Here is a 24,339-nt window from a genome sequence, read left to right as displayed (position 1 = left end):
CCGTGGTCGCCGCCGGGACCGGGATGATCGCGACGGGCACGGACCTGCGCTCCTGGCGGCGTGCCGACGGCTGGGGCCACCTGCTGGGCGACTGCGGCGGCGGTGCCTGGATCGGCCGGGCCGGCCTGGAGGCGGCGATGCGCGCCCACGACGGCCGGCCGGGCGGCTCGGCCGCGCTGCTCGCCCGCGCCGAGGCCGTCTTCGGGCCGGCGGCCTCCCTGCCGGGAAAGCTGTACCCGCGTACCGACCGTCCGGCGGTGCTCGCCTCGTTCGCCCCGGAGGTGGCCGGGTGCGCCGACCGGGATCCGGTGGCGGCGCGCGTCGTCGAGGAGGCGGCCGTCCACATCGCCGGGAGCGCCGCCGCCGTCTGCCCCGCCGCCGAGGGCAGCCTCGTCGCCCTGACCGGCGGGCTCCTCGGGATCGGCGAGCCGCTGCTCGCCCCCCTGCGCCGGGAGCTGGCCGTACGGCTGCCGCACGCCCGGACCGTCCCGGCGGCGGGAGACCCGCTGGCCGGAGCCCTGCTCGTGGCCGGCCGGCTGGCCCGGGACGCGCTGCGGCTGCCGCGGGATCCGGCGCTCCTCGACGTCCGGTGAGGCGGGTGCGGGAGCCGGGCAGGCCGGGCGGCACGGCACGGTCACACAGCGGAACGGGACCGTCACCACGACGCGCGGGATGAAAGGGGACAGACCGGCACTCCTCCGCCCCGCCCGAACAGCCAAACCCGTCAAGGCATTAGCATGCGGCGCCATGAGCACCCCCACTGGGCCCGCAAACGGCCTGCCCGTACGAATGCCGCGTCCCCGACAGCCCGGACGGCACCGCCGGCCTCAGCCGGCCATAGCGCCTGAGGGTGCGCCCGCTCTGGTGCTGGCCGTCCCCGGGGTGCCCTCCGGCACCTCCCGGAGCCTCGCCGAGGAGATCCTGAGCATCGCCCGCTCCGAGCTGCCGGGGCTCGACGCCCGGGTCGGTTTCGTGGACGGCGACGACGGTGAGTTCCCCGCGCTCCAGAGCGTGCTGACGCAGGCCGCGGCCGACCGCACCTCCCGTGCCGCCGCGGCGACGGCCGCCATCGAGGCCGCGGCCGCCGAGGCGGTGGAGGCGGGCGCCGAGGCCGCCGAGGTGGAGGCCGAGGCCGAGGCCGCCCGCCGCCGGATCGAGGAGGCCCCGCTCGCGGTGGTCGTCCCCCTGCTGGCCGGGCCCGACGGCGCGCAGATGCGGCGGATACGCCAGGCCGTGCTCGGGAGCGGCTCCGGCGCCGAGCTGACCGACGTGCTCGGCCCGCACCCGCTGCTGGCCGAGGCCGTCCACGTCAAGCTCTCGGAGGCGGGGCTGGCCCGGGCGGACCGCGCCCGGCTGTTCACCGTGGCGACCGCCGCCGACGGCATCATCCTGGCCGCCATGGGCGGCGAGGAGGCCGTGCAGGCCGCCGGGATCACCGGGATGCTGCTGGCCGCCCGCCTGGCTGTGCCGGTGCTGTCCGCCGGGCTGGACGAGGAGGGCGCCGTCACCCGCGCCGCCGAGCAGCTGCGCGAGGCCGGTTCCCGGCAGCTGGCCCTGGCACCCTGCCTGATCGGCCCCGAGATCCCCGAGGGCCTGCTGGAGTCCGCGGTGCGGGAGGCCGACTGCCAGGCGTCCGAGCCGCTGGGCTCCTACACGGCGGTGGGCAGGCTCGTGGCCTCCACCTATGCCGCCAAGCTCGGCATCGCCCAGCGGTCGCCGCAGGGGGCGCAGGCCCACTGACCCGGGCCCTTCCCCTGCGGCCCGCCGGGCCGCGGGCCGCACGGCGGCCGGACGGCGGGCCCGCTCCTCAGCCGAGGGCGACGCAGGTGGCGGCCGGAGCCCGGATCGAGCCCGCCGGGTGCGGCACCCCGGTGTCCGGGTCGAGGTCGAACCAGGTCACGTCGCCCGACCGCTCGTTGGCGGCGTAGAGCCTGCGCCCGGCCGGGTCGAGGGCCAGGTCGCGCGGCCAGTGTCCGCCGCAGGGGACGGTGGTGACCAGCTCCATACCCTCGCCGTACGGCTCCAGGGCCAGTACGGCGATGCTGTCGTGTCCGCGGTTGGCCGCCCAGGCCCAGCGGCCGTCGGCGGAGACCACCAGCTCCGAGGGGTGGTTCTCCCCCTCGGCCCCGGAACCCGCCGGCAGCGTGCGGACCTCCCCCGCGGGCTCCAGCACGCCGCTCGCCCGGTCCCAGCGGCAGCAGACCACGGTCGAGACCAGTTCGTTGACGACGTACGCCCGGTCGCCGCGCGGGTGGAAGGCCAGATGGCGCGGTCCGCTGCCGGGCCGCATCGGTGTCCGCCCGTGCGGGCGGAGCGCGGCCGCGGCGTGGTCGAGCCGGTAGACCCACACCGAGTCGGCGCCGAGATCGACCGCCAGCAGCCAGCGCCACGAGGCGTCGGCGACCACGGCGTGGGCGTGCGGCCCCTCCTGCCGCCCGCGCACCGGTCCGTGGCCGCTGTGGGGCAGTACGGCCGGCTGCGCGCCGAGGGTCCCGTCGGGCCGCAGTGGCAGCGAACTGACGCTTCCCGAGGTGTAGTTGGCGGTGATCAACTGCCCGGCCGCGCAGGTCAGATGGGTGGGTCCGGCGCCTTCGACGGGCACCGGGGCCCCGGCGGGGCTCGGCCGGTCGGGGTCGGCCAGGGAGAGCGCGGCGGCGCGGCCGTCCTCGGTCTCGCTCACCGCGTAGAGCATCCCCCCGCCCGGCCCCGGCACGAGGTAGGAGGGATCGGGCACCGCGTCCGTGTGGTGCAGCACCGTCAGCGCCCCGGTGTCCGGGTCGACGGCGGCCGTGGTGATGCCGCGTCCGCCCGCCGATGTGTAGGACCCGATGTACGCCCGCCGTCCGCCGCCCGCACCGTCCACTGCGCCGCCCCTCTTCCGCTCGTTCCCGCTCGGTCCTGCTCGAAGCGCTGCCCCGTTCCGGGCACCGGGGGCGACCGTAGCATTGGCCTGGACCAGACTGGGAGGGCTCCCAGATCTCCGGACCCGCCGGCCCGGCGACCGGCCCGGCGGGGGCGGCAGGGGCGGCTAACCCAGGAAGGACAGGCGCACCCGCCGGTCGGGGTTGTCGCCGTTGGTGTCCACCAGGCAGACCGACTGCCAGGTGCCCAGTTCCAGCCGCCCGCCGATCACCGGCAGGGTGGCGTGCGGCGGGACGAAGGCCGGCAGGACGTGGTCGCGGCCGTGGCCGGGACTGCCGTGCCGGTGGCGCCAGCGGCCGTCGGCGGGCAGCAGGTCGCGCAGCGCGGCGAGCAGGTCGTCGTCGCTGCCCGCTCCGGTCTCGATGACCGCGATGCCGGCCGTGGCGTGGGGGACGAAGACGTTGAGCAGTCCGTCGCGGCCGCCGGCCACCTCCGCGAGGAAGTCCTCGCATTCGCGGGTGAGGTCGGCGACGGTCTCGTCCGAGCCGGTGGTGATGTGGAGGGTACGGGTGGTGAAGCGATCGCTCATGACTCCATCTTGGGGGCTGTCCCCGCTCCGGGAAGCATCCGCCCCCGCCCGCGGTTGGCCGGGTATGGAGTTCTCGGAGGCGGAGGTCGTGGTCGTGGGCGCCGGGCAGGCGGGTCTGTCGAGCGCCTACCACCTGCGGCGCGCCGGATACGAGCCGGGCCGGGGCTTCGTCGTGCTGGACCACTCCCCGCGCCCCGGCGGGGCCTGGCAGTTCCGCTGGCCCACCCTGACGTACGACCGGGTGCACGGGATGCACTCCCTGCCCGGCATGGAGCTGACCGGCGCCGACCCCCACCGCCCCTCCTCCGAGGTGGTCGGCGGGTACTTCGCCGACTACGAGCGCGCCTTCGACCTGCGGGTGCGGCGCCCGGTGCATGTGCGCGCGGTGCGCGAGGCCGGGGACGGGCGGCTGCTGGTGGAGACCGACGCCGGGGTGTGGGCCGCCCGGGCGCTGATCAACGCCACCGGGACCTGGGACCGCCCCTTCAGGCCCCGGGTGCGCGGTCAGGAGTCCTTCGCCGGCCGCCAGTTCCACACATCCCGCTACCCCGGGCCGGACGCCTTCGCGGGCGAGCGCGTGGTGGTCGTGGGCGGCGGCACCTCCGCCGTGCAGCACCTGCTGGAGATATCACGGGTCGCCGCCGCCACGGCCTGGGTGACCCGGCGCGAGCCGGTCTTCACCGAGGAGCCGTTCGACGCCGAGCGCGGACGCGCGGCGGTCGCCCTGGTGGAGGAGCGTGTGCGCGACGGGCTGCCGCCGCGCAGCGTGGTCTCCGTGACGGGGCTGCCCATGACCGAGGAGATGCGCCGCGCCCGGGAGAGCGGGGTGCTGCGGCGCCTGCCGATGTTCGACCGCATCACCCCCGGCGGCGTGGAGTGGGACGACGGGCGCTCGGTCGCGGCGGACAGCATCGTGTGGGCCACCGGCTTCCGTCCCGCGATCGGCCACCTGGCGCCGCTGCGGCTGCGCGAGCCGGGCGGCGGCATCCGCATGGACGGTACCCGTGTGGTGCGCGATCCGCGGATCCATCTGGTCGGCTACGGCCCCTCGGCGAGCACCGTCGGCGCCAACCGCGCGGGCCGGGCCGCGGTCCGCGCGGTCCGGGACCTCCTCGGCCACTCCTCCGGGGACGAACGGACACCCGGGGAACCACCCGTACGCGTGGCGGCGGGGGGAACGACCGCGCGGTGGTCGCGGGACACGTGATGCGCACGTTGCGCGGGTGCGCGCCGCGGAGCGTCACCCCCCTCCGGCCCGGAGGCCCGCCGGGAGGCGAGGGTCCGTCCCGACCCGCGCGAGGGGAAAGGCTCCGGCGGACCTCATCACCAGCCTGCTCGCCGGCACCGTCCACCTCGCCGGCCGGCACGTCCGGCCGAACGGCGGGCGACGGCCGGGCACCCGCCGGGGACGGACCCCGCCGGGTGCCCGGCCCGGCGGTGCGCGTCAGTGGCGCGGCGCGGAGATGCTGGAGTCGCGGACGACCAGTTCGGGCTGGAGCACGATCCGCTGGTGCCGGTGCTCCGCGGCCGCCTCCCCGGTCTCCTCGATGAGCAGGTCGGCGGCCGTGCGCCCCATCCGGAAGGCGGGCTGCCGCACCGAGGTCAGGGGGACGGCCGCCGCGGCGGCGAACTCGATGTCGTCGTAGCCGACCAGGGCGATGTCCCCCGGCACCGAGACACCCGCCGCGAACAGCGCCTGGAGCACCCCCAGCGCGAGCAGGTCGTTGGCGCAGAACACCGCCGTCGGCCGGGGCGCCATCCCCAGCAGCCGGGCGCCCGCGTCCCGCCCCGCCGCCACGTCCAGCCGCTCGCCCTCGATCAGCCGCAGCGCGTCCTGGGGCAGCCCCGCCTCCCCGAGGGCCGCCAGCGCGCCGGTGTGCCGGTCGCGGCACTGCGACAGGTGCATCGGCCCGCTCACGTAGACCAGTTCCCGGTGGCCCCGGGCCAACAGGTGCCGGGCGGCCAGCGATCCGCCCGTGATGTCGTCGACGGAGACCGAGCAGCCCTCGTCGGCGCTGTCCAGCACCCGGTCCACCACGACGTAGGGGATGTCGTGGCGGCGGAAGTCGGCCAGGTTCCGGCCGGAGGTGTCGGCCGGGGTGACCAGGACGCCGCGCACCCGCTGCTCGGCGAAGAGGGAGAGGTAGTCGGCCTCCTCCGCCGGGCTCTGCGCGCTGTTGCACAGCATCACCCCGAGCCCCTCCTCCCGCGCCGCCCGCTCGGCGCCGGAGGCGACGTCGGCGAAGAAGGGGTTGGCCATGTCCAGGACGAGCAGGGCGATGATCCGGCTGCGCCCCGCCCGCAGGTGCCGCGCCGACTCGCTGCGCACGTAGCCGAGTTGCGCTATCACCGCCTGCACCCGGGTCCTGGTCTCCTCGGCGACCATCTCCGGCCGGTTGATGACGTTGGAGACGGTGCCCACCGACACCCCCGCCTGACGTGCGACGTCCTTGATCCCCACCATGCGCGCCACGAGCCCGACCGTCTCCCGTTTCCTGCTGTCCGCGGCGCCTGGCCCGGGGCCGCGCGCCCATGCTACGCACCCGCTCCCGGGCCGGGGGCACACCGGAGCGCGCGGGGCGCCCGTCCGCCCGGAGGGCCGCTGCCGCCCTCCTCTGCCACCGCCCGCCGCGCGGGTCAGTCGAGGTGGAAGACCTCGGTGAGGGGGCGCATGGCCTCGTCCGGCCGCGCGCCGTCCAGGGACTCGAAGAAACCGGCCATCTCCGCCTGCCAGCGGGCGTTGACGTCGGTGGCCTCCATGGCCGCCCTGGCCGCGGTGAAGTCCTCGGTCTCCAGGTAGCCGACGAGCAGTCCGTCCTCGCGCAGGAAGAGCGAGTAGTTGCGCCAGCCGCTCCCGCTCAGGGCGCGGAGCATCTCCGGCCAGACCGCGGCGTGCCGCTCGCGGTACTCCGCCAGCCGGTCGGCGCGGACCTTCAGCAGAAAGCAGACGCGCTGCACGCGCTCCTCCTCGTCGAAAGCCGTGAACGGCCGTGAACACTTCCGTGAAAGGTTTCACGGAAGCCGCACGGACGGTAGGGGCACCACCCGCCCTCCGTCAATGGGCCGCGGGTGGAAAAGTCCGAATGTCCAGGAAGCGACAAGGCTCTGGCCTCCCTACGGCTCCCGCCCCTTGACACCCTCACCGGACCCCCATAGCTTTCCGGCGATGAAACGATTCATGAAGCCGTCCGGACCTCGGGAGCTCTGACGCATGACCGCCGTGTCCGCCGTGAAGGCGGCCCTCAGGAAACAGGCCATCGAGACGCCCTCGTGGGCCTACGGCAACTCCGGAACGCGTTTCAAGGTCTTCGCGCAGCCCGGCGTCCCGCGCACCCCCCGGGAGAAGCTCGACGACGCGGCCCGGGTGCACGCGCACACCGGCGTCGCGCCGACCGTGGCCCTGCACATCCCCTGGGACCGGGTCGACGACTACGCCGCGCTGGCGGAGTACGCCGAGGAGCGCGGGTTGTACCTCGGCGCGATCAACTCCAACGTCTTCCAGGACGAGGACTACCGGCTCGGCAGCGTCTGCCACCCCGACGCGGCCGTGCGGCGCAAGGCGCTGGACCACCTGCTGGAGTGCGTCGACATCATGGACGCCACCGGCTCGCGCGATCTGAAGCTGTGGTTCGCCGACGGCACCAACTACCCGGGCCAGGACGACGTCCGCGCCCGCCAGGACCGCCTGGCCGAGGCGCTGGCGGCGGTGTACGAGCGGCTGGGCGAGGGCCGGCGGATGCTGCTGGAGTACAAGTTCTTCGAGCCCGCCTTCTACACCACCGACGTCCCCGACTGGGGCACCGCCTACGCCCACTGCCTGAGGCTGGGCGAGAAGGCACAGGTGGTGGTGGACACCGGCCACCACGCGCCGGGCACCAACATCGAGTTCATCGTGGCCGTGCTGCTGCGCGAGGGGAAGCTGGGCGGTTTCGACTTCAACTCCCGCTTCTACGCCGACGACGACCTGATGGTCGGCGCCGCCGACCCCTTCCAGCTCTTCCGGATCATGTACGAGGTGGTGCGCGGCGGCGGGTACGGGCCGCAGACCGCCTTCATGCTCGACCAGTGCCACAACATCGAGGCGAAGATCCCCGCGATCATCCGCTCGGTGATGAACGTCCAGGAGGCCACCGCCAAGGCCCTGCTGGTCGACCGCGAGGCGCTGTCCGCCGCCCAGGCGGCCGGCGACGTACTGGCCGCCAACGCCGTGCTGATGGACGCCTACAACACCGACGTACGGCCGCTGCTGGCCGAGGTCCGCGAGGAGATGGGCCTGGACCCGGACCCGGTGGCGGCCTACCACCGCTCGGGATGGGCCGAGCGGATCACCGAGGAGCGCAAGGGCGGCCGCCAGGCCGGCTGGGGGGCGTGAGGGACATGGACGGATACCGCACGACGGACCGGGAGACGGTCGAGGCGCTGCTGACGCGCTCGCACCGGCTGGGCTCCGATCCGCGCAACACCAACTACGCGGGCGGCAACACCTCCGCCAAGGGCACCGGCACCGACCCCGTGACCGGCGGCGGGACCGAACTGCTGTGGGTCAAGGGATCCGGCGGGGACCTGGGCACGCTGACCGCCGACGGGCTGGCGGTCCTGCGCCTGGACCGGCTGCGCGCGTTGAAGGACGTGTACCCGGGGGCGGAGCGCGAGGACGAGATGGTCGCCGCGTTCGACCACTGCCTGCACGGCCGGGGCGGCGCGGCCCCCTCCATCGACACCGCGATGCACGGCCTGGTGGACGCCGCCCACGTCGACCACCTCCACCCCGACTCCGGCATCGCGCTCGCCTGCGCCGCCGACGGCGAGAGGCTGACGGCCGAGTGCTTCGGCGACACCGTCGTCTGGGTCCCGTGGCGGCGGCCCGGATTCCGGCTCGGGCTGGACATCGCCGCGGTCAAGGAGGCCAACCCGCGGGCGATCGGCTGCGTCCTGGGCGGGCACGGCATCACCGCGTGGGGCGACACCTCCGAGGAGTGCGAACGCAACTCGCTGCACATCGTCCGCACCGCCGAGGAGTTCCTCGCCGAGCGCGGCCGGCCCGAGCCGTTCGGCCCGGTCCTGGAGGGCTACGAGCCGCTGGAGGAGGACGAGCGCCGGGCGCGCGCCGCCGCGCTGGCGCCGTACGTGCGCGCCGTCGCCTCGGCCGACCGGCCGCAGGTGGGGCACTTCACCGACACCGGCGCCGTGCTGGACTTCCTCTCCCGCGCCGAGCATCCGCGTCTGGCGGCCCTGGGCACCTCCTGCCCGGACCACTTCCTGCGCACCAAGGTCCGCCCGCTGGTCCTGGACCTGCCGGCGACCGCGCCGCTGGAGGACGCCGTCGCCCGGCTGAAGGAGCTGCACGCCGAGTACCGCGCGGAGTACCGGGCCTACTACGAGCGGCACGCGGCCCCGGACTCCCCCGCGATGCGCGGGGCGGACCCGGCGATCGTCCTGGTGCCGGGCGTGGGGATGTTCTCCTTCGGCAAGGACAAGCAGACCGCGCGGGTGGCGGGCGAGTTCTACGTCAACGCGATCAACGTGATGCGCGGTGCCGAGGCCGTCTCCTCGTACTCCCCCATCGAGGAGAGCGAGAAGTTCCGCATCGAGTACTGGGAGCTGGAGGAGGCCAAGCTGCGGCGGATGCCGAGGCCGAAGGCCCTGGCCACCCGGATCGCGCTGGTCACCGGCGCCGGGTCCGGCATCGGGCGGGCCATTGCGCACCGGCTGGCCGCCGAGGGCGCGTGCGTGGTGGTCGCCGACCTGGACGCGGAGAACGCCCGTGCCGTCGCCGAGGAGCTGGGCGGCCCCGACAGGGCGGTGGCGGTGACGGTGGACGTCACCGACGAGGAGCAGGTCGCCGAGGCGTTCGGGGCGGCCGTCCTGGCCTTCGGCGGCGTGGACCTGGTGGTCAACAACGCGGGCATCTCCATCTCCAAGCCCCTGCTGGAGACCACCGCCGGGGACTGGGACCGCCAGCACGCCGTCATGGCCCGCGGCTCCTTCCTGGTCTCCCGCGAGGCCGCCCGGGTGATGGCCGCGCAAGGGCTGGGCGGCGACATCGTCTACATCGCCTCCAAGAACGGCGTCTTCGCCGGGCCCAACAACATCGCCTACGGCGCCGCCAAGGCCGACCAGGCGCACCAGGTGCGGCTGCTGGCCGCCGAACTGGGCGAGCTGGGCATCCGCGTCAACGGCGTCAACCCCGACGGGGTGGTGCGCGGCTCCGGCATCTTCGCGGGCGGCTGGGGCGCCCGGCGCGCGGCGGTGTACGGGGTGCCGGAGGAGAAGCTCGGCGAGTTCTACGCCCAGCGCACCCTGCTCAAGCGAGAGGTGCTGCCCGAGCACGTGGCGAACGCGGTGTTCGCGCTGACCGGCGGCGAGCTGAGCCACACCACCGGGCTGCACATCCCCGTCGACGCGGGCGTGGCCGCCGCCTTCCTGCGCTGACGTCCCTCCCAGATCCCCTGCCCGGCCGCCGTGCGGACCCTGTCGTGCCACCGCGGCCGCCGGGCAGGCCCAACCCCGTTCCCCCGCGAGGTACCGCCGTGTCCCCTGCCCCACCGCCAGACACCACCCCCCTGTCCTTCGCCGCCGTCGACCTGGGCGCCTCCAGCGGGCGCGTCATGGTGGGCACGGCCGGGCCGGGCGTTCTGGAACTGCGCGAGGCGCACCGCTTCCCCAACCGCCCCGTCCGCGCCGGCGGCACCCTGTACTGGGACGTCCTCGGCCTGTACCGGGGGGTGCTGGACGGGCTGCGGGAGGCCGGCCGGGCCGCGCCGCGGGGGTCTCTGGCCTCGGTCGGCGTCGACTCCTGGGCCGTGGACCACGGGCTGCTGGACGCCTCGGGCGCGCTGCTGGGCAATCCGGTGCACTACCGCGACGGCCGTACGGCGGGGGCCGCCGAGCGGGCCGCGGCCGTGCTGCCGCCCGAGGAGCTGTACGCCGCCACGGGCCTGCAGTACCAGCCGTTCAACACCCTCCACCAACTGGTGGCGGCCCGCGGCACGCCCGCGCTGGAGGCCGCCCGGCGCCTGCTGCTGATCCCGGACCTGGTCTCGTACTGGCTGACGGGCGAGGCGGGCACCGAGCTGACCAACGCCTCCACCACCCAGCTGGTCGATCCGCGCACCGGCGACTGGGCGCGGCCGGTGGCCAGGGCGTTCGGCGTCGATCTGTCGCTGTTCCCGCCGCTGCGGCGGCCGGGGGATCCGGCGGGCGAGCTGCTGGGCGAGGTGCTGGAGGAGTGCGGGCTGGACGGGCCGGTGCCGGTGACGGCCGTCGGCTCGCACGACACCGCCTCGGCCGTGGCCGGGGTTCCGGCGGAGAGCGGGCGGGCGTTCGCGTACATCGCCACGGGCACCTGGTCGCTGGCCGGCGTGGAGCTGGAGGCGCCGGTGCTCACCGAGGAGTCGCGCGCCGCGAACTTCACCAACGAGCTGGGCGTGGACGGCACGGTCCGCTATCTGCGCAACATCATGGGCCTGTGGCTCCTCCAGGAGTGTCTGCGCTCCTGGGAGGCCGAGGGGCCCGCGCCGGAGCTGGAGGCGCTGCTGCGCGAGGCGGCGAAGGCGCCCGCGCTGCGCTCGGTGGTGGACGCCGGCGATCCCGCCTTCCTGGCGCCGGGCCGGATGCCCGCGCGGATCGCCGAGGCGTGCCGGCGCACCGGTCAGCCGGTCCCCCGCGATCCGGCCGAGACCGTCCGCTGCGTGCTGGACTCCCTGGCCCTGGCCCACCGCCGGGCGGTCGCCGACGCCCAGCGGCTGTCGGGGCGGGAGGTGGAGGTGGTGCACATCGTCGGCGGCGGGGCGCGCAACGAGCTGCTGTGCCGGCTGACGGCCGACGCCTGCGGGCTGCCGGTGGTGGCGGGCCCGGCCGAGGCGGCGGCCTTCGGCAACGTGCTGGTCCAGGCGCGCGCGGCCGGCGCCGTGCGCGGCGACCTGGCGGCGCTGCGCTCCCTGCTGCGCGCCGCCCTGCCGCTGCGGCACCATGAGCCCATGGGTGACCAGGCAGCCTGGCGTCGGGCGGAGGCCGCGGTATGCGGGTAGCGCTGTTCGTGACGTGTGTGACCGACACGCTCTACCCGGGCACCGGGCGGGCCGCTCTCGCGGTGCTGGAGCGGCTGGGGGTGGAGGTGGACTTCCCCCTCGCCCAGAGCTGCTGCGGGCAGCCCCAGTTCAACACCGGCTACCGGCGCGAGACCGAGCCGCTGGTGCGCCGCTTCGCCGAGGTCTTCCGCGGCTACGACCACGTCGTCACCCCGTCCGGCTCGTGCGCGGCGATGGTGCGCGAGAACCATCCGCGGATCGCCGCCCGGGCCTTCGGCGGCGGGGCGGCGGGGACGGCGGCCGAGGCGGCCGGGGTGGCCTCCAGGACGTACGAGCTGAGCGAGTTCCTGGTGGACGTGCTGGGGGTGACGGACGTGGGCGCGTACTACCCGCACACCGTGACCTACCACCCCACCTGCCACGGCCTGCGGACGCTGGGGCTGGGCGACCGGCCCCGGCGGCTGCTGGAGAACGTGCGCGGCCTGGAGCTGGTGGAGCTGCCGGGCGCGGAGGAGTGCTGCGGTTTCGGCGGGACCTTCGCGGTGAAGAACGCGGCGGTGTCGGCGGCGATGGGCTCGGACAAGGCGCGCGGCATCGAGAGCACGGGAGCGGAGGCGGTGTGCGCGGTGGACAACTCCTGTCTGATGCACATCGGCGGCATCCTGGCCCGGCGTGGTTCCGCCGTCCGGCCCGTCCACCTCGCCGAGATCCTGGCCTCGACCGACGGCGGCACGGTGGTGGACGGCACGGCGGCGGAAGGCACGGCGGCGAACGGTACGGAGGAGGAGGCGCGATGAGCGGTGGGACGTTCCTGGGCATGCCCGCCTTCCCCGAGGCCGCCGCCGCGGCCGTACGCGACACGCGGCTGCGCGGCAACCTGCGCCACGCCACCGGCACCATCCGCGCCAAGCGCGCGCAGGCCGTCGCCGAACTGCCCGACTGGGACCGGCTGCGGGCCGCCGGTGCGGCGATCAAGGACCGCACCCTGCGCCACCTCGACCACTATCTGGAGCGGCTGGAGGAGGCCGTGACGGCCGCGGGCGGCACCGTCCACTGGGCGGCCGACGCCGCCGAGGCCAACCGGATCGTCACGGAGCTGGTCCGCGCCACCGGCGAGAGCGAGGTGGTCAAGGTCAAGTCGATGGCCACCCAGGAGACCGGCCTGAACGCGGCCCTGGAGGCGGCCGGGATCCGTGCCTACGAGACCGACCTGGCCGAGCTGATCGTCCAGCTCGGCGACGACCTGCCCTCGCACATCCTCGTCCCCGCCATCCACCGCAACCGCGGCGAGATCCGCGACATCTTCCGCTCCCGGATGGGCGCTTGGGGCCGTCCGGCACCGGACGGCCTGAGCGACGAACCGGCCGAGCTGGCCGAGGCCGCCCGGCTGCACCTGCGGGAGAAGTTCCTGCGTGCGAAGGTCGGGATCTCGGGCGCCAACTTCATGGTGGCCGAGACCGGCACGCTGGTGGTGGTCGAGTCCGAGGGCAACGGGCGGATGTGCCTGACCCTGCCCGAGACGCTGATCTCGGTGGTCGGCGTCGAGAAGGTGGTGCCCACCTGGCGCGATCTGGAGGTCTTCCTCCAGCTCCTGCCCCGCTCCTCCACCGCCGAGCGGATGAACCCCTACACCTCGATGTGGACGGGCGCCGCGGACGCCGAGGGCGCCGACGGCCCGCGCGACTTCCATCTGGTGCTGCTGGACAACGGCCGCACCGACGCGCTGGCCGACACCGTGGGCCGCCAGGCGCTGCGCTGCATCCGCTGCTCGGCCTGCCTGAACGTCTGCCCGGTCTACGAGCGGGCGGGCGGGCACGCCTACGGCTCGGCCTATCCGGGTCCGATCGGCGCGATCCTCACCCCCCAGCTGCGCGGCACGGCGAGCGGGCTGGACGCCTCGCTGCCGTACGCGTCCTCGCTGTGCGGGGCCTGCTACGAGGTCTGCCCGGTGGCCATCGACATCCCCCGGGTCCTGGTCCATCTGCGTGAGCGCGTCGTGGAGGGCGGCGAGGCGACGGTGCGCGGACGGCGCACGACCGTCCGTCCCGCCCGTGGGCACGCCGCCGAGCGCGCGGCGATGCGGGCGGCCCGCTGGGTCTTCGAGCACCCGGCGGCGCTGCGGGCCGGCCAGCGGCTGGCCTCCCGCACCAGGCGGCTGCACCCGCGCCGCCTGCCGGGGCCGGGCCGGGCCTGGACGGCGAGCCGCGAACTGCCCGAGGTGCCCGCCGAGTCCTTCCGCGACTGGTGGCTGCGCGAACGGGGGGACGGCGGCACGGGACGGAGGGGCCGGGGGGTCCGGGGGGAACGGGAAGCCCGGGGGGAGCGGGGAGGCGACCGATGAGCGGCCGCGATGTGGTGCTGGGCCGGATCCGCCGCGCCCTGCGGGACGTACCGCGCTCCGAGGCGCCGGACGACGTCCCCGTGCCCCGTGACTACGCGCGCACCCACCTCCCGTCCGGGGCCGGGGCGGGCGGGGCGCTCGCCGGGCTGCTGGCGGAGAACCTGGCGGACTACCGCGCCGTGGTGCACCGCACCGGCGAGGAGGGCCTGGCCCCGCTGCTGTGCCGTCTGCTGGCGGCGCGCGGCAGCGCCACGGTGCTGGTGCCGCCCGGTCTGCCGCCCCACTGGCTGAAGGCCGCCGATCCCGTCCGCGTCCACGACCGCGCCGCCTCCACCGCCCGCGAACTGGACTCGGTGGACAGCGTGGTGACCGGGTGCGCGGTGGCGATCGCGGAGACCGGCACGATCGTGCTGGACGGCGGCCCCGGTCAGGGGCGCCGCCGCATCACCCTGATCCCCGACCACCACATCTGCGTGGTGCGCGTCCCGGAGCAGGTGGTGGCGTCGGTGCCCGAGGCGCTGGAGAGGCTCGACCCGGCCCGTCCGCTGACCTGGATCTCCGGCCCGTCGGCCACCAGCGACATCGAGCTGGACCGGGTGGAGGGCGTCCACGGCCCGCGCACCCTGGAGGTGGTCCTCGTCGAGGAGTGAGCCGGGGCACGGGCCCGGCGCCGGCCGGCGGGCGCAACCGGGGCTGCTCCGTCGGGGCGCCGCCATTGCTCTGTACCTCTGCCACCGTGCGTGGCCCCTTGTCGCTCGGCGCGCCCGCGGCTAGCTTCCCCGCATGCCTTCCCGCCGATCACTCCTCGCCGGCGGCGCGGCGGCCGCGCTGGCCGCCCCGCTCCTGCCCTCCGCCACCGCCTCCGCAGCGCCCGGCAGCCGCTCCGGCGGCCAGGGTGTCGTCCCCGGCGCCGACGTCGCGGCCGCCCGCGGCTGGTCCATGCTGCGCGGCCGCAAGGTCGGTGTGATCAGCAACCCGACCGGCGTGCTGCGCGACACCGGGCACATCGTGGACTCCATGGCCGCGCGCAGCGAACTGGAGATCGTCGGGGTCTTCGGCCCCGAGCACGGTTTCCGGGGCAGTGCGCAGGCGGGCTCCTCCGAGCCGGAGTTCACCGACCCGCGCACCGGCCTGACGGTGTACGACGCGTACGGCGCGGGCGCGGCGAAGATGGCCGAGCTGTTCACCAAGGCCGGGGCGGACACGATCGTCTTCGACATCCAGGACGTCGGCGTCCGCTTCTACACCTACATCTGGACCATGTACAGCGCGATGGTCGCCGCACGCTCCACCGGCGCGCGCTTCGTGGTGCTGGACCGCCCGAACCCGATCGGGCGGCGGGCCGACGGCCCGCTGATGACCGAGGAGTTCACCTCGGGCGTCGGCGCCGAGGTGATCATCCAGCAGCACGGGATGACGGTGGGCGAGCTGGCCCGCTACTTCAACGGCGAGCTGCTGCCGAAGGAGGGCGGAGGCGGGAAGGTGGCGGAGCTGGAGGTGGTGCCGGTGCGCGGCTGGGACCCGTACTCCACCGCGCACGACAGCGGCCTGCCCTGGGTGCCGCCCTCCCCGAACATGCCGACCGCGGACACCGCCGTGGTCTACGCCGGGACCGGCTACTTCGAGGGCACCAACCTCTCGGAGGGGCGCGGCACCACCCGCCCGTTCGAGTTCGTCGGCGCGCCGTACCTGGACCACCGCTACAGCGACCGGCTGAACGCCCGGAAGCTGCCGGGGGTCCGGTTCCGCGAGGGCTACTTCGTGCCGACGTTCGGCAAGCACACCGGCGCCACCTGCGCGGGCGTACAGATCCACGTCACCGATCCGCGCCGCTACGAGCCGATCCCCACCGCGGTGGCGATGCTGGTGGAGGCGCGCCGCCACGAGGACTTCGCCTGGCGCCAGGACTCCTGGGACACCAGGCGCCCGTTCTGGATCGACAAGCTCTCCGGCTCACCCAGGCTGCGGGAGATGATCGACGCGGGCAAGGACGTGGAGGAGATCACCGCGGCCTGGCAGGCGGAGGTGCGCGCCTTCGAGCGGGCGCGGCGCCCGTACCTGCTCTACACCTGAGTCTCCCCGCGGGACGGGAGACGGCCGGTCCGGTGCCGGGGCGCCGGACTGGCCGTTCAGCGCAGCCGCCCGGCGAACGCCTGGTGGGCCCGCTCGTCGAAGAGGACGAACCGGACCTCCTCGACCGCCGTGCGCGTGGCCCGGACCGTCTCCACCGCGATGCGCGCGGCGTCCTCCAGCGGCCAGCCGTAGACGCCCGTCGAGACGGCCGGGAAAGCGACCGTCCGCGCCCCGAGTTCGTCGGCCACCCGCAGGGACTCCCGGTGGCAGGAGGCGAGCAGTTCCGAGCGGTCCTCGTCCGGGGTGAACACCGGGCCCACCGTGTGGATCACCCAGCGCGCGGGCAGCCGGCCGGCCGTGGTGGCCACCGCCCGGCCGGTCGGCAGGCCCCTGCCGTAGCGGGAGGCGCGCAGGGCCCGGCACTCCGCGAGGATCTCCGGGCCTCCCCTGCGGTGGATCGCCCCGTCGACGCCTCCGCCGCCCAGCAGGGAGGAGTTGGCGGCGTTGACCACCGCGTCGACGGTCTGCTCGGTGATGTCGCCCCGGACCGGTCGAATACGTGTCATGCGGCCCTCCTCTGAACGGCGGGCGCCCCCGCCGGCGCGTACCCGCGGTGAGCCCGGGGTGGGAGCGGGGCGCACTCGGGGTCGTGGGCTCACCGGTTCACCGGTCGGCGTCGGCGAGTAAACCCATGCGGTGAGCGGTTCTCGCGGCCATGGTCCGGTTGGAGCAGTTCAGCTTGGAAAGTATACGGCTGACGTGCCGCTTCGCGCCGTGCTCGGTGATGTCCAGCTTGAGGCCGATCTCCTTGTTGCTGAGTCCCATCGCCAGCAGCACCAGGGTCTCTCGCTCCCGCGGCGAGAGCGCGGGCGGCTGCACGGGGAGCAGCGGTTCGCGCAGCGCGGAGAGGGCGATGCGCCCCAGTACCGGGGGGAAGGGCATCTCGCCCCGGGAGAGGGCCTCCAGAGCCCTGCTCAGCGAGTCCTCGCTGAGTTCCTCGGTCATCATGAAGCCGTCGGCGGGGTAACGGGCGGCGCGTTCCAGAAACGCCGGGTCGGAGTCGCCGAGGACGACGAGGGAGGCGGCGCCCTCGGCACGGATCGCGCAGAGCGCCTCCTCCGTGGCGTCGTCGGGGCCGCGGCAGACGAGGACGACGAGTTCGGCGGAGCGTCTGCGCACCTCCGCGGCGGCGCTCGCGCCGTCCGGGACGGACACGACCTCCGCGACGTCGTCCGTCTCGGTCAGGAGCGCCTCGACGCCTTTCCGCAGCACCTTCGGCCCGCCGGCCACCAGTACGTGCAGGGAAGTCACCGGGCACAGGGAACACACTGCTGTAGATCTCATCCGACCCCCATATACACAGATGGAGCAGACGCCCGCAGCCGGCGGAGCGCTGGGCGCCGGCCGTGGGCGGCATGGGACGCGGCGGCGCCGTCCGGCTGTCCGGTGGCGGCGCGGCCCACGGTCAGGTCAGCGGATGCGAGGGCGGCGACAGCGGCGGCCCCTCGTGTTCCCTCCGGTGCCTGCGGCTTCTGTGCATCGGGAACTCCCCCGTTCGCCAGGTCTTGGGACCGGAACAGGTTCGTACCTGCGCCGGCCGGTAACGGTCTAACTTGTTACCCGAACGCGGAGGATCGAACAATAATCTTGTCGCGGTCCGCCACAGGCGTGTCGGAGGCGGCCAGCCCCCGCAGCGGAGCGCGCAGCTTCACCAGCATCTCCTCGTACTCGGCGGCCGGGTCCGAGTCGAGGACGACGGCCCCTCCCGCGCCGACGCCCAGGGCACCGCCGTGCGCCACGGCGGTGCGGATGACGATGTTCAGATCGGCTGCCCCGGTGAGACCGAGGAAACCGAGGGTCCCGGAGTACACACCGCGCGGGCGGTCCTCGAGACGGCCGATGATCTCCATGGTCCGGAGCTTGGGTGCGCCTGTCATGGACCCCCCGGGGAAGCAGGCGCGGAGGGCCCCCACCGGACCGACGCCGGGCAGGAGCCGTCCCCGCACGGTGGTGACGAGCTGGTGCACGGTGGTGTAGGACTCCACGTTCATGAAGGAGGGCACGTCCACACTGCCGATTCCGCAGACCCGCCCCAGATCGTTGCGGAGCAGGTCCACGATCATCAGGTTCTCCGCGCGGGTCTTGGGCGAGGAGGCGAGCTCGTCCCTGGCCCGGGCGTCCTCGGCCGGGTCACGGTGGCGCGGTGCGGTGCCCTTTATCGGCCTCGCCTCCGCCACGCCGTCCTCACCGATCCTCAGGAAGCGCTCCGGGGACGAGCACAGCACGCGGGTCTCGCCGGCCCGGAGGTAGGCGGCGTACGGCGCGGGGTTGAGTGCTCGCTGGCGCAGGTAGAGGGCGAACGCGTCGCCGCGGAAGGGGATCCTCGCCTCGGTGGTCAGGCATATCTCGTAGCTCTCGCCCGCGCGCAGCTCGTCCAGGCAGGCGCGGACACGTTCCAGGTACACCCCGCGGGGCGCCTCCAGCCACGCCTCGGGGTCCACCCCTTCCGCCGGTTCGGCCGGTTCGGCGCCCCGGTCGCCGCCCGGCCGGCGCCACTCCGGCGCCCGCCGGGCGGCCTCGGCGAGCCATCGCCTCGCATCCGCGAGCCCCGCGGGCTCGTCGGGGCTCACCGCGACCAGCCAGGTGCGGTCCTCCTCGTGGTCGACGGCCAGGAACCGGGTGGCCGTCATCCACACCGCGTCCGGCATGGACGAGGAACGGGCGTTGGGCGAACCGCAGTCGGCCTTCACCTCGTAGCCGAGGTAACCGACGTAGCCGCCCTTGAGGTCGAAGGGGAGTTCGGGAGCGCGGGAGACGGGGCGTTCGCGCGTCCGCCGGTCCAGGACGTCGAAGATGCCGCCGGGCAGCCGGCACCGGTGGCGCCCGTCCGCGTCGAGCACCTCCACGTGCCCGGTGCCCACGGTGTAGCGGAGCACCTCGCCCGACGGACCGTCCGGGTGGCCGGCGAAGGAGAAGCGGGCCGTCTCGGAGGAGGTCCGGCTGCTGTCGAGCCAGAAGGCGTACGGGCGGTCGGCGCACAGCTCCCGGAACGCCGTGCCGGCGTCGACGGCGTACGGCAGACGCACATGGTGCAGCGTCCACCGCGGGCGCCCGTCCGGGCGGACGCGGGGCCGCTCCGGGGCTCGGGCCGGACGGGGCGACGGGGCCGGAGGAGGCGACGGGGCCCGGTGGGCCGTCGCCAGTTCCCGGAAGGTCTCCAGCAGTTCGGCACCGTACTCGGTGGCTATGGACTCCGGGTGGAACTGCACTCCCCACCAGGGGCGGAGCCGGTGGTGGAAGCCCATGAGCACACCGTCCTCGGCCCAGGCGTCGGCCTCGACGTCGCCGGGCAGGCCGGTGACGCACAGCGAGTGGTAGCGGACGGCCGTGAAACCCTGCGGAAGCCCCGCGAACAGCCCCTCTCCCCGGTGCTCCACCCGGGTCAGGTGCCCGTGCCGGGGGCGGGGGGCGGGAATGACGCGGGCACCTGCCAGCCGGGCGAGTCCCTGGTGGCCCAGGCACACGCCGAGCGTCGGCAGGCCGCTCTCGCGCACCACGTCCAGGGCGCGCCCGGTGTCACGCGCACGCTGCGGGCGTCCCGGGCCCGGGGACACCGCGATCGCGTCGAAGCGGCCGGCGAGGGACGCCGTCAGCCGCGGATCGTCGTTGGCCAGTACGTGCGGCGGCGTGCCGTAAGTGCGGGCGAGAAGCTGGTAGAGGTTGAAGGTGTACGAGTCGTGGTTGTCTACGAGCAGTGTGCGCACAGGCCGCTTCCTCCGCTTCGGCGCATGACGGTCACTCGGCCGGGCCCGGCCTGTTCCCCTCGGTCCGGCGCAGGACGAACCGGCGCAGCTTGCCGGTGGGGGTGCGCGGCAGTTCGGGGACGAAGACCACGGACCGGGGCACCTTGTAGCGGGCCACCCGGCCGGTCAGCCGTCCGAGGAGTTCCTCCGTGCCGGGCGGCCGGACCGATCCGTCCTCACGGGGGACGACGAAGGCCCGCAGCCTGGTCGCCCCGCGCTCGTCGGGGCACGCGGCCACCGCCGCCTCCAGGACTCCGGGGTGCTCCTGCAGTATCCGCTCGATCTCGTGCGGGGCCACGGTGATGCCGCCCACCATCTCGAGATCGTCGGCACGCCCGCGGTGGACGTAGCTCCCGTCGGGCTCGCGGACCGCCAGGTCCCCCGTGTCCAGCCAGCCGTCCACGACCGTCTGCGCGGTCTGCCGCGGTTTGTTCAGGTAACCGGCCATCAGGGTCGGCCCCGCCACCCACAACCGCCCCTCGGCCCCCTCGGGGACATCGCGCCCGTCCTTGTCGGTCAGGCGCAGCCGGTAGCCGTCCACGGGACGCCCGAGGGTGCCGACGCGGCAGGCCTCGACGGTGTTGGCGCAGAAGGCGTGCCCGGCCTCCGTCGAGCCGATCTGCTCCAGGACCGGGGCCCCCAGGAGCCCGCTCGCGCTTTCGGCCAGGGACGGGTTCAGCGACTCGCCGGCGGACACCGCGGCACGGACCGTCCGCAGGGACGCGGGGTCGCCCTCCGCGACCAGCTGGGCGTAGGAGGTGGGCACGCCGTACAGCAGCGTGACACCGTGGCGGGAACACGCCTCGCAGACATCGGCGGGGGTGGGTCGCCGGGGCAGGAGCACGGCGCTTCCGCCGGAGAAGAGCGGGAAGACGAAGGCGTTGCCGAAACCGTAGGCGAAGAAGAGCCGGGAGATCGACAGGGTGACGTCCCGCTCCCCGGCCCGCAGCGCCCTCCATCCGGTGGAGCGGTGGTAGTGGAAGGGGTCCCGGTGCCGGTGCACCGCCCCCTTGGGCTCGCCGGTCGTTCCCGAGGTGTACTGCACGTACAGGGGGGCGTCCGCCGGAAGGCGCGCGGGTTCCGTGCGGGGCGCCCGCGCCGCCTCGCGCAGCAGTTCCTCCCCGGTGAGGGCGGGGGCGGGGAAGCGGTCCGCGATCCCCTCGGGGCAGAGGACGAGGGCGGGGTCGCTGTCGGCGGCCAGCCCGGCGTGCTCACCGGGGGCGAGGTCGGGGTTGACGAGCACGGCGACGGCTCCCAGCCGGGCGGCCCCCAGGAAGGCGACGATCCATGCGGAGCCGTCGTGCAGGGCGATCAGGACGCGGTCGCCGCGCCGCACCGAGTGGTGCGCCAGCACGGTCGCGGCGCGGGCGGCGGTGTCGTGGATCTCGCCGTGCGTCCAGGTCCGCCCGGGCTCGTGGAAGGCCGGGCGGAGCTGCCAGCCCCGGCGTTCGGCGAGGTCGGCGAGTTCGGCGGCGAGATTCACAGCGGCCCTCCGGAGGACGGGCGGAGGGCTCCGGGCGTCCCGGTGACCCGCTCCCCGCCACCGCCCGGCCCCCACCGCGCCGGCGGGGAACCGAGGATCCGCGGGGCGTACCAGAACTGCGTCATGGCGAATCACCGATTCCTGCGTGATCGAAAATTGAAAATGCACGGAACCCGACAAGGACAACGGAACGGAAATTAGACATCCGGCCGCCCGCGGTCAAGTGCGCTTTCCGACTGCCCGACCGGCTACCGGTCGGCGCGAAGAAAATAGTCACACACCGCATCCAGTTGGAGACCCTCGGAATAAGAGCAGATGGGAGGGGGTGCAATAACCACCCGTGTACCCGTTCGGGTACCCCCGGACTACCCTTTCGGGTGCCTTCCCAGGGGACTTTCGCACCGTATTGAAAGAGTCTTCTCTCCGTGCCAACGTAAACCGCATGCCGGACGGACTCCCCCTTGAAAAAGACGCGACGGAAACCCTGCACGGCAGCCGGCCCGACGTCCTGGAACTGGAACGGGCCGAAAACGCGGTGCGGACCTGCACGGAAAGGGTCGGCGCCGTCTGCGCGCTGCGGACACACCACGGAGGCGGTCTCACGCTCCTGCTGGAGACAGGCCCCGGGCTCGAGGAACGCGACTGGGCGGCGTGCGCACGCGACGTGGTCAGGACCATGGTGGCCGAGTGCGGGCTGGCACCGGAGACCGTGGGTCTGGTCCGCGGAGGGGCACTCGCGGCGCCGGCCGGAGGGGGACCGGCGAACGCTTCCGCACGACGGCGGGAGGTGCTGCGTCGCTACCGGTCCGGTGAGCTCGAACTGCTCCACCGCCACGACGCGGCGGGCCCCGCCCGGCCCTCCGGCTCCTCCTCCGCCGGCACCGCCGATGCCGCCGGGCACCCCGCTCCCGCCGGGGCACCGGCCGCGCGGTCGGGCGGCCTGCCCGCACTGACCCTGGAGTCGATACGCGAGGACGTCGCGCGCTCTGTGGGCGTCGCGCCCTCCGCCATCGGCGACGAGGACGACCTCGTCTACCACGGGCTGGACTCCATCCGGCTCATGCAGCTCGTCAACCAGTGGCAGCTCGACGCCCTGTCGCTGAAGTTCGCCGACTTCGCCGAGCGTCCCGTTCTCGCAGCCTGGTGGAAGCTGGTCACCGATCGGCGCGAACGGCCGGCCGGTGAGGAGGCCGGCCGGCCGGCGGACGGGCCGGCGGTCGACGAAGGCGAGCCGGTCGCCCTGACGCCCGTGCAGCACGCGTACTGGATCGGACGCCGCGACGACCAGGTGCTCGGTGGCGTGGCATGCCACTTCTACGTGGAGTTCGACGGCGACCCTCGCGCCCCGGTGGACCCCGGGCTCCTGGAGGGGTCCGTACGGGAGCTGATGCGCCGTCACGCGATGCTGCGGGCCAGGTTCCTGGACGACGGGACCCAGCAGGTGCTGGAGGAACCCGCCTGGCCCGGTCTCACGGTGCACGACCTGCGCGGAGCCTGCGAGGCCGAGGTGGAGCGCCACCTGGCCGAGGAGCGGGAGCGCCTCGCACACCGCCGTCTGGACGTCGACGGCGGTGTGGTGTTCGACGTTCGGCTGTCGCTGCTGCCCGAGGACCGCCACCGCATGCACGTCAACGTGGACCTGCTGGTGGCGGACGTGCTCAGCATCCAGATCCTCTTCCGCGACCTGTCGCGCATCTACCGGGCGGGCGGGGACGCCGACCGGGCCGGGCTGCCGGAACTCGGCTACGGGTTCCCCACCTACCTCGCCCGGGTGGAGGAGCGGCGCAGCGCCGACCGGGAACGGGCCCGGGAGTACTGGCACGCCCGCCTCCCCGACCTGCCCGGCGGCCCCCAGCTCCCGATCTCCGTCGAGCCCTCGTCGATCGCGGCTCCGCGCTTCCGGCGGCGCGACCACCGGCTGGACACACGGGAGCGGGCCGTGCTGGAGGAGCTCGCGCGCCGACACGGGGTGACGGTCCCCGTACTGCTGGCGACGGCCTACGCCGAGGTCCTCGGCACCTGGAGCTCGGAACCGCGCTTCCTGCTGAACGTCCCGCTGTTCGACCGTTCCGTGCTGGATCCCCACGTCGAGCACCTCGTGGCGGACTTCACCAACCTCGTACCGCTGGAGGTGGACCTGGGCCCCGAGACCGGGTTCGGGCAGCGGGCACTGGAACTGCAGGCCCGCCTGCGATCCGACATGGCCCATTCCGAGTACACCGGGGTGGAGGTTCTCCGCGACCTGGCGCGGTCACGCACGGACGGAGCCCCTCCCCCCTCGGTGGTGTTCACCAGCGCCGTCGGCATGGGCGACCTGGTCGGCCAGGAGACGCAGGAGGCGTTCGGCCGACTCGGCTGGATGCTCTCGCAGACGCCGCAGGTGTGGCTGGACCACCAGGTGATCGAGCAGGACGGCGGTCTGCTGCTGGTGTGGGACGCGGTCGAGGAACTCTTCCCGCCCGGCGTCCTGGACGCCATGTTCACCGCCTACACCCGACTGCTCGACCACCTCGGCGACCACGACTGGAACACCCCCCTGCCCCCACTGCTCCCACCCGAGCAGCGCATCGTCCGCGCCGCCGCCAACGACACCACCGGCCCACTGCCCGACACCCTCCTGCACGACGGCTTCTTCACCCACGCCGCCCGCACCCCCCACCGCACCGCCCTGCTCACCCAGGACGACCACATCACCTACCACGACCTCGCCGACCAGGCCCTGCGCATCGCCGCAACCCTGCGGAACCGCGGAACCACCCCGGGCGAACCCGTCGGCGTCACCCTGCCCAAGGGACCGGACCAGATCGCCGCCGTCCTCGGCATCCTGGCCGCCGGAGCCGCCTACGTCCCCGTCGGCGTCGACCAGCCACCCGAACGCCGCAAACGGATGTACCAACGCGCCGGAGTACGAACCGTGCTGACGGACGAGCGCACGGACGAGCGGCCCGGAGAACCGGCGGCGGTGCCCCTGGCCGACTGCGCCGCGTCCGCCCCGCTGGACGCACCCCTGCCCGGCAGCCCCGACGGACTGGCCTATGTGATCTTCACGTCGGGGTCCACCGGCGAACCCAAGGGCGTGGCCGTCTCCCACCGCGCCGCCATGAACACCATCACCGACCTCAACGACCGCTGCCACATCACCGCCGACGACCGCGTCC

At 74.5% G+C, this 24,339-nt stretch carries 19 protein-coding genes; 11 read left to right on the top strand and 8 right to left on the bottom strand.

Going from position 1 to position 24,339, the window contains the following annotated elements; all coding sequences use genetic code 11:
- Both ACLIYP_RS19230 and ACLIYP_RS19225 read left to right on the top strand, forming a co-directional pair.
- On the top strand, nucleotides 1–593 hold a 593-nt coding region (locus ACLIYP_RS19230), incomplete at its 5' end, for a BadF/BadG/BcrA/BcrD ATPase family protein (RefSeq protein ID WP_412714372.1).
- Nucleotides 594–747: 154 nt separating this feature from the next.
- Nucleotides 748–1,740: a hypothetical protein gene (locus ACLIYP_RS19225; RefSeq protein ID WP_412714371.1), complete on the top strand. Its 993-nt coding sequence runs from the start codon at nucleotides 748–750 to the stop codon at nucleotides 1,738–1,740.
- A gap of 67 nt (nucleotides 1,741–1,807) precedes the next feature.
- Here ACLIYP_RS19225 and ACLIYP_RS19220 read toward each other — a convergent pair whose 3' ends face one another.
- Nucleotides 1,808–2,863 (bottom strand): lactonase family protein, encoded by a 1,056-nt coding sequence (locus ACLIYP_RS19220; protein ID WP_412714370.1) that lies wholly within the window; start codon nucleotides 2,861–2,863, stop codon nucleotides 1,808–1,810.
- A 165-nt stretch (nucleotides 2,864–3,028) separates the two neighbouring features.
- On the bottom strand, nucleotides 3,029–3,451 hold the full coding sequence (locus ACLIYP_RS19215; protein WP_412714369.1) for a secondary thiamine-phosphate synthase enzyme YjbQ: 423 nt from the start codon (nucleotides 3,449–3,451) through the stop codon (nucleotides 3,029–3,031).
- A gap of 64 nt (nucleotides 3,452–3,515) precedes the next feature.
- Here ACLIYP_RS19215 and ACLIYP_RS19210 point away from each other — a divergent pair, with 64 nt between their 5' ends.
- Nucleotides 3,516–4,658 (top strand): NAD(P)-binding domain-containing protein, encoded by a 1,143-nt coding sequence (locus ACLIYP_RS19210; protein WP_412714368.1) that lies wholly within the window; start codon nucleotides 3,516–3,518, stop codon nucleotides 4,656–4,658.
- A 237-nt stretch (nucleotides 4,659–4,895) separates the two neighbouring features.
- On the opposite strand, the gene ACLIYP_RS19205 is transcribed toward ACLIYP_RS19210, so the two are convergent.
- Both ACLIYP_RS19205 and ACLIYP_RS19200 read right to left on the bottom strand, forming a co-directional pair.
- Complete coding sequence (locus ACLIYP_RS19205; RefSeq protein ID WP_412714374.1) at nucleotides 4,896–5,915, bottom strand: LacI family DNA-binding transcriptional regulator; 1,020 nt, start codon at nucleotides 5,913–5,915, stop codon at nucleotides 4,896–4,898.
- A gap of 173 nt (nucleotides 5,916–6,088) precedes the next feature.
- Nucleotides 6,089–6,409 (bottom strand): L-rhamnose mutarotase, encoded by a 321-nt coding sequence (locus ACLIYP_RS19200; protein WP_412714367.1) that lies wholly within the window; start codon nucleotides 6,407–6,409, stop codon nucleotides 6,089–6,091.
- A 253-nt stretch (nucleotides 6,410–6,662) separates the two neighbouring features.
- Between ACLIYP_RS19200 and rhaI the strand changes: the two genes are divergently transcribed.
- From rhaI to ACLIYP_RS19165, 7 genes are all read left to right on the top strand, one after another.
- Nucleotides 6,663–7,823, top strand: a complete 1,161-nt coding sequence (gene rhaI / locus ACLIYP_RS19195; RefSeq protein WP_412714366.1) for an L-rhamnose isomerase — start codon at nucleotides 6,663–6,665, stop codon at nucleotides 7,821–7,823.
- Between the two features lie 5 nt (nucleotides 7,824–7,828).
- Entirely contained in the window at nucleotides 7,829–9,883 is a 2,055-nt protein-coding gene (locus ACLIYP_RS19190; RefSeq protein ID WP_412714373.1) for a bifunctional aldolase/short-chain dehydrogenase, read from the top strand.
- A 98-nt stretch (nucleotides 9,884–9,981) separates the two neighbouring features.
- Nucleotides 9,982–11,481: a rhamnulokinase gene (locus ACLIYP_RS19185; RefSeq protein ID WP_412714365.1), complete on the top strand. Its 1,500-nt coding sequence runs from the start codon at nucleotides 9,982–9,984 to the stop codon at nucleotides 11,479–11,481.
- A complete protein-coding gene (locus ACLIYP_RS19180) occupies nucleotides 11,472–12,278 on the top strand; it encodes a (Fe-S)-binding protein (RefSeq protein ID WP_412714364.1) in 807 nt (268 codons plus the stop codon). Before ACLIYP_RS19185 ends, ACLIYP_RS19180 begins: the two co-directional genes overlap by 10 nt.
- Complete coding sequence (locus ACLIYP_RS19175; RefSeq protein ID WP_412714363.1) at nucleotides 12,275–13,822, top strand: lactate utilization protein B; 1,548 nt, start codon at nucleotides 12,275–12,277, stop codon at nucleotides 13,820–13,822. Before ACLIYP_RS19180 ends, ACLIYP_RS19175 begins: the two co-directional genes overlap by 4 nt.
- Entirely contained in the window at nucleotides 13,819–14,472 is a 654-nt protein-coding gene (locus tag ACLIYP_RS19170; RefSeq protein ID WP_412714362.1) for a LutC/YkgG family protein, read from the top strand. The genes ACLIYP_RS19175 and ACLIYP_RS19170 overlap by 4 nt, the downstream gene beginning before the upstream one ends.
- Nucleotides 14,473–14,605: 133 nt before the next feature.
- Nucleotides 14,606–15,895 carry an exo-beta-N-acetylmuramidase NamZ family protein gene (locus ACLIYP_RS19165; RefSeq protein WP_412714361.1) on the top strand — a complete coding sequence of 430 codons (1,290 nt, stop codon included), beginning with the start codon at nucleotides 14,606–14,608 and terminating at the stop codon, nucleotides 15,893–15,895.
- A gap of 56 nt (nucleotides 15,896–15,951) precedes the next feature.
- Here the strand turns inward: ACLIYP_RS19165 and ACLIYP_RS19160 are convergent, their stop codons facing one another.
- The 4 genes from ACLIYP_RS19160 to ACLIYP_RS19145 all read right to left on the bottom strand — a co-directional run bounded on the left by ACLIYP_RS19160 (nucleotide 15,952) and on the right by ACLIYP_RS19145 (nucleotide 21,181).
- Entirely contained in the window at nucleotides 15,952–16,461 is a 510-nt protein-coding gene (locus ACLIYP_RS19160; RefSeq protein WP_412714360.1) for an O-acetyl-ADP-ribose deacetylase, read from the bottom strand.
- Nucleotides 16,462–16,558: 97 nt separating this feature from the next.
- Nucleotides 16,559–17,206, bottom strand: coding sequence for a LuxR C-terminal-related transcriptional regulator (locus tag ACLIYP_RS19155; RefSeq protein ID WP_412714359.1), 648 nt, complete (start codon nucleotides 17,204–17,206; stop codon nucleotides 16,559–16,561).
- Nucleotides 17,207–17,511: 305 nt separating this feature from the next.
- The gene (gene pabB / locus ACLIYP_RS19150) at nucleotides 17,512–19,659 is read right to left on the bottom strand and encodes an aminodeoxychorismate synthase component I (RefSeq protein WP_412714358.1); all 2,148 of its coding nucleotides are present in this window, start codon (nucleotides 19,657–19,659) and stop codon (nucleotides 17,512–17,514) included.
- Nucleotides 19,660–19,690: 31 nt separating this feature from the next.
- Nucleotides 19,691–21,181: an AMP-binding protein gene (locus ACLIYP_RS19145; protein WP_412714357.1), complete on the bottom strand. Its 1,491-nt coding sequence runs from the start codon at nucleotides 21,179–21,181 to the stop codon at nucleotides 19,691–19,693.
- A gap of 442 nt (nucleotides 21,182–21,623) precedes the next feature.
- Between ACLIYP_RS19145 and ACLIYP_RS19140 the strand changes: the two genes are divergently transcribed.
- The coding region (locus ACLIYP_RS19140; protein ID WP_412714356.1) for an AMP-binding protein at nucleotides 21,624–24,339 on the top strand (2,716 nt) is incomplete at its 3' end.

The organism is Streptomyces nanhaiensis (assembly GCF_046614825.1).
In the GTDB taxonomy this organism is placed as follows: Bacteria; Actinomycetota; Actinomycetes; order Streptomycetales; family Streptomycetaceae; genus Streptomyces; species Streptomyces radiopugnans.
This window is presented reverse-complemented; position numbering and strand designations above follow the sequence as displayed.

Excerpts from the sequence above, each read along its gene's own strand:
- ACLIYP_RS19225 (WP_412714371.1), top strand. The coding sequence starts at position 748 with ATGAGCACCCCCACTGGGCCCGCAAACGGCCTGCCCGTACGAATGCCG.
- ACLIYP_RS19215 (WP_412714369.1), bottom strand. The coding sequence starts at position 3,451 with ATGAGCGATCGCTTCACCACCCGTACCCTCCACATCACCACCGGCTCG.
- ACLIYP_RS19210 (WP_412714368.1), top strand. The coding sequence starts at position 3,516 with ATGGAGTTCTCGGAGGCGGAGGTCGTGGTCGTGGGCGCCGGGCAGGCG.
- ACLIYP_RS19205 (WP_412714374.1), bottom strand. The coding sequence starts at position 5,915 with ATGGTGGGGATCAAGGACGTCGCACGTCAGGCGGGGGTGTCGGTGGGC.
- rhaI (WP_412714366.1), top strand. The coding sequence starts at position 6,663 with ATGACCGCCGTGTCCGCCGTGAAGGCGGCCCTCAGGAAACAGGCCATC.
- ACLIYP_RS19190 (WP_412714373.1), top strand. The coding sequence starts at position 7,829 with ATGGACGGATACCGCACGACGGACCGGGAGACGGTCGAGGCGCTGCTG.
- ACLIYP_RS19180 (WP_412714364.1), top strand. The coding sequence starts at position 11,472 with ATGCGGGTAGCGCTGTTCGTGACGTGTGTGACCGACACGCTCTACCCG.
- ACLIYP_RS19175 (WP_412714363.1), top strand. The coding sequence starts at position 12,275 with ATGAGCGGTGGGACGTTCCTGGGCATGCCCGCCTTCCCCGAGGCCGCC.
- ACLIYP_RS19170 (WP_412714362.1), top strand. The coding sequence starts at position 13,819 with ATGAGCGGCCGCGATGTGGTGCTGGGCCGGATCCGCCGCGCCCTGCGG.
- ACLIYP_RS19165 (WP_412714361.1), top strand. The coding sequence starts at position 14,606 with ATGCCTTCCCGCCGATCACTCCTCGCCGGCGGCGCGGCGGCCGCGCTG.
- ACLIYP_RS19160 (WP_412714360.1), bottom strand. The coding sequence starts at position 16,461 with ATGACACGTATTCGACCGGTCCGGGGCGACATCACCGAGCAGACCGTC.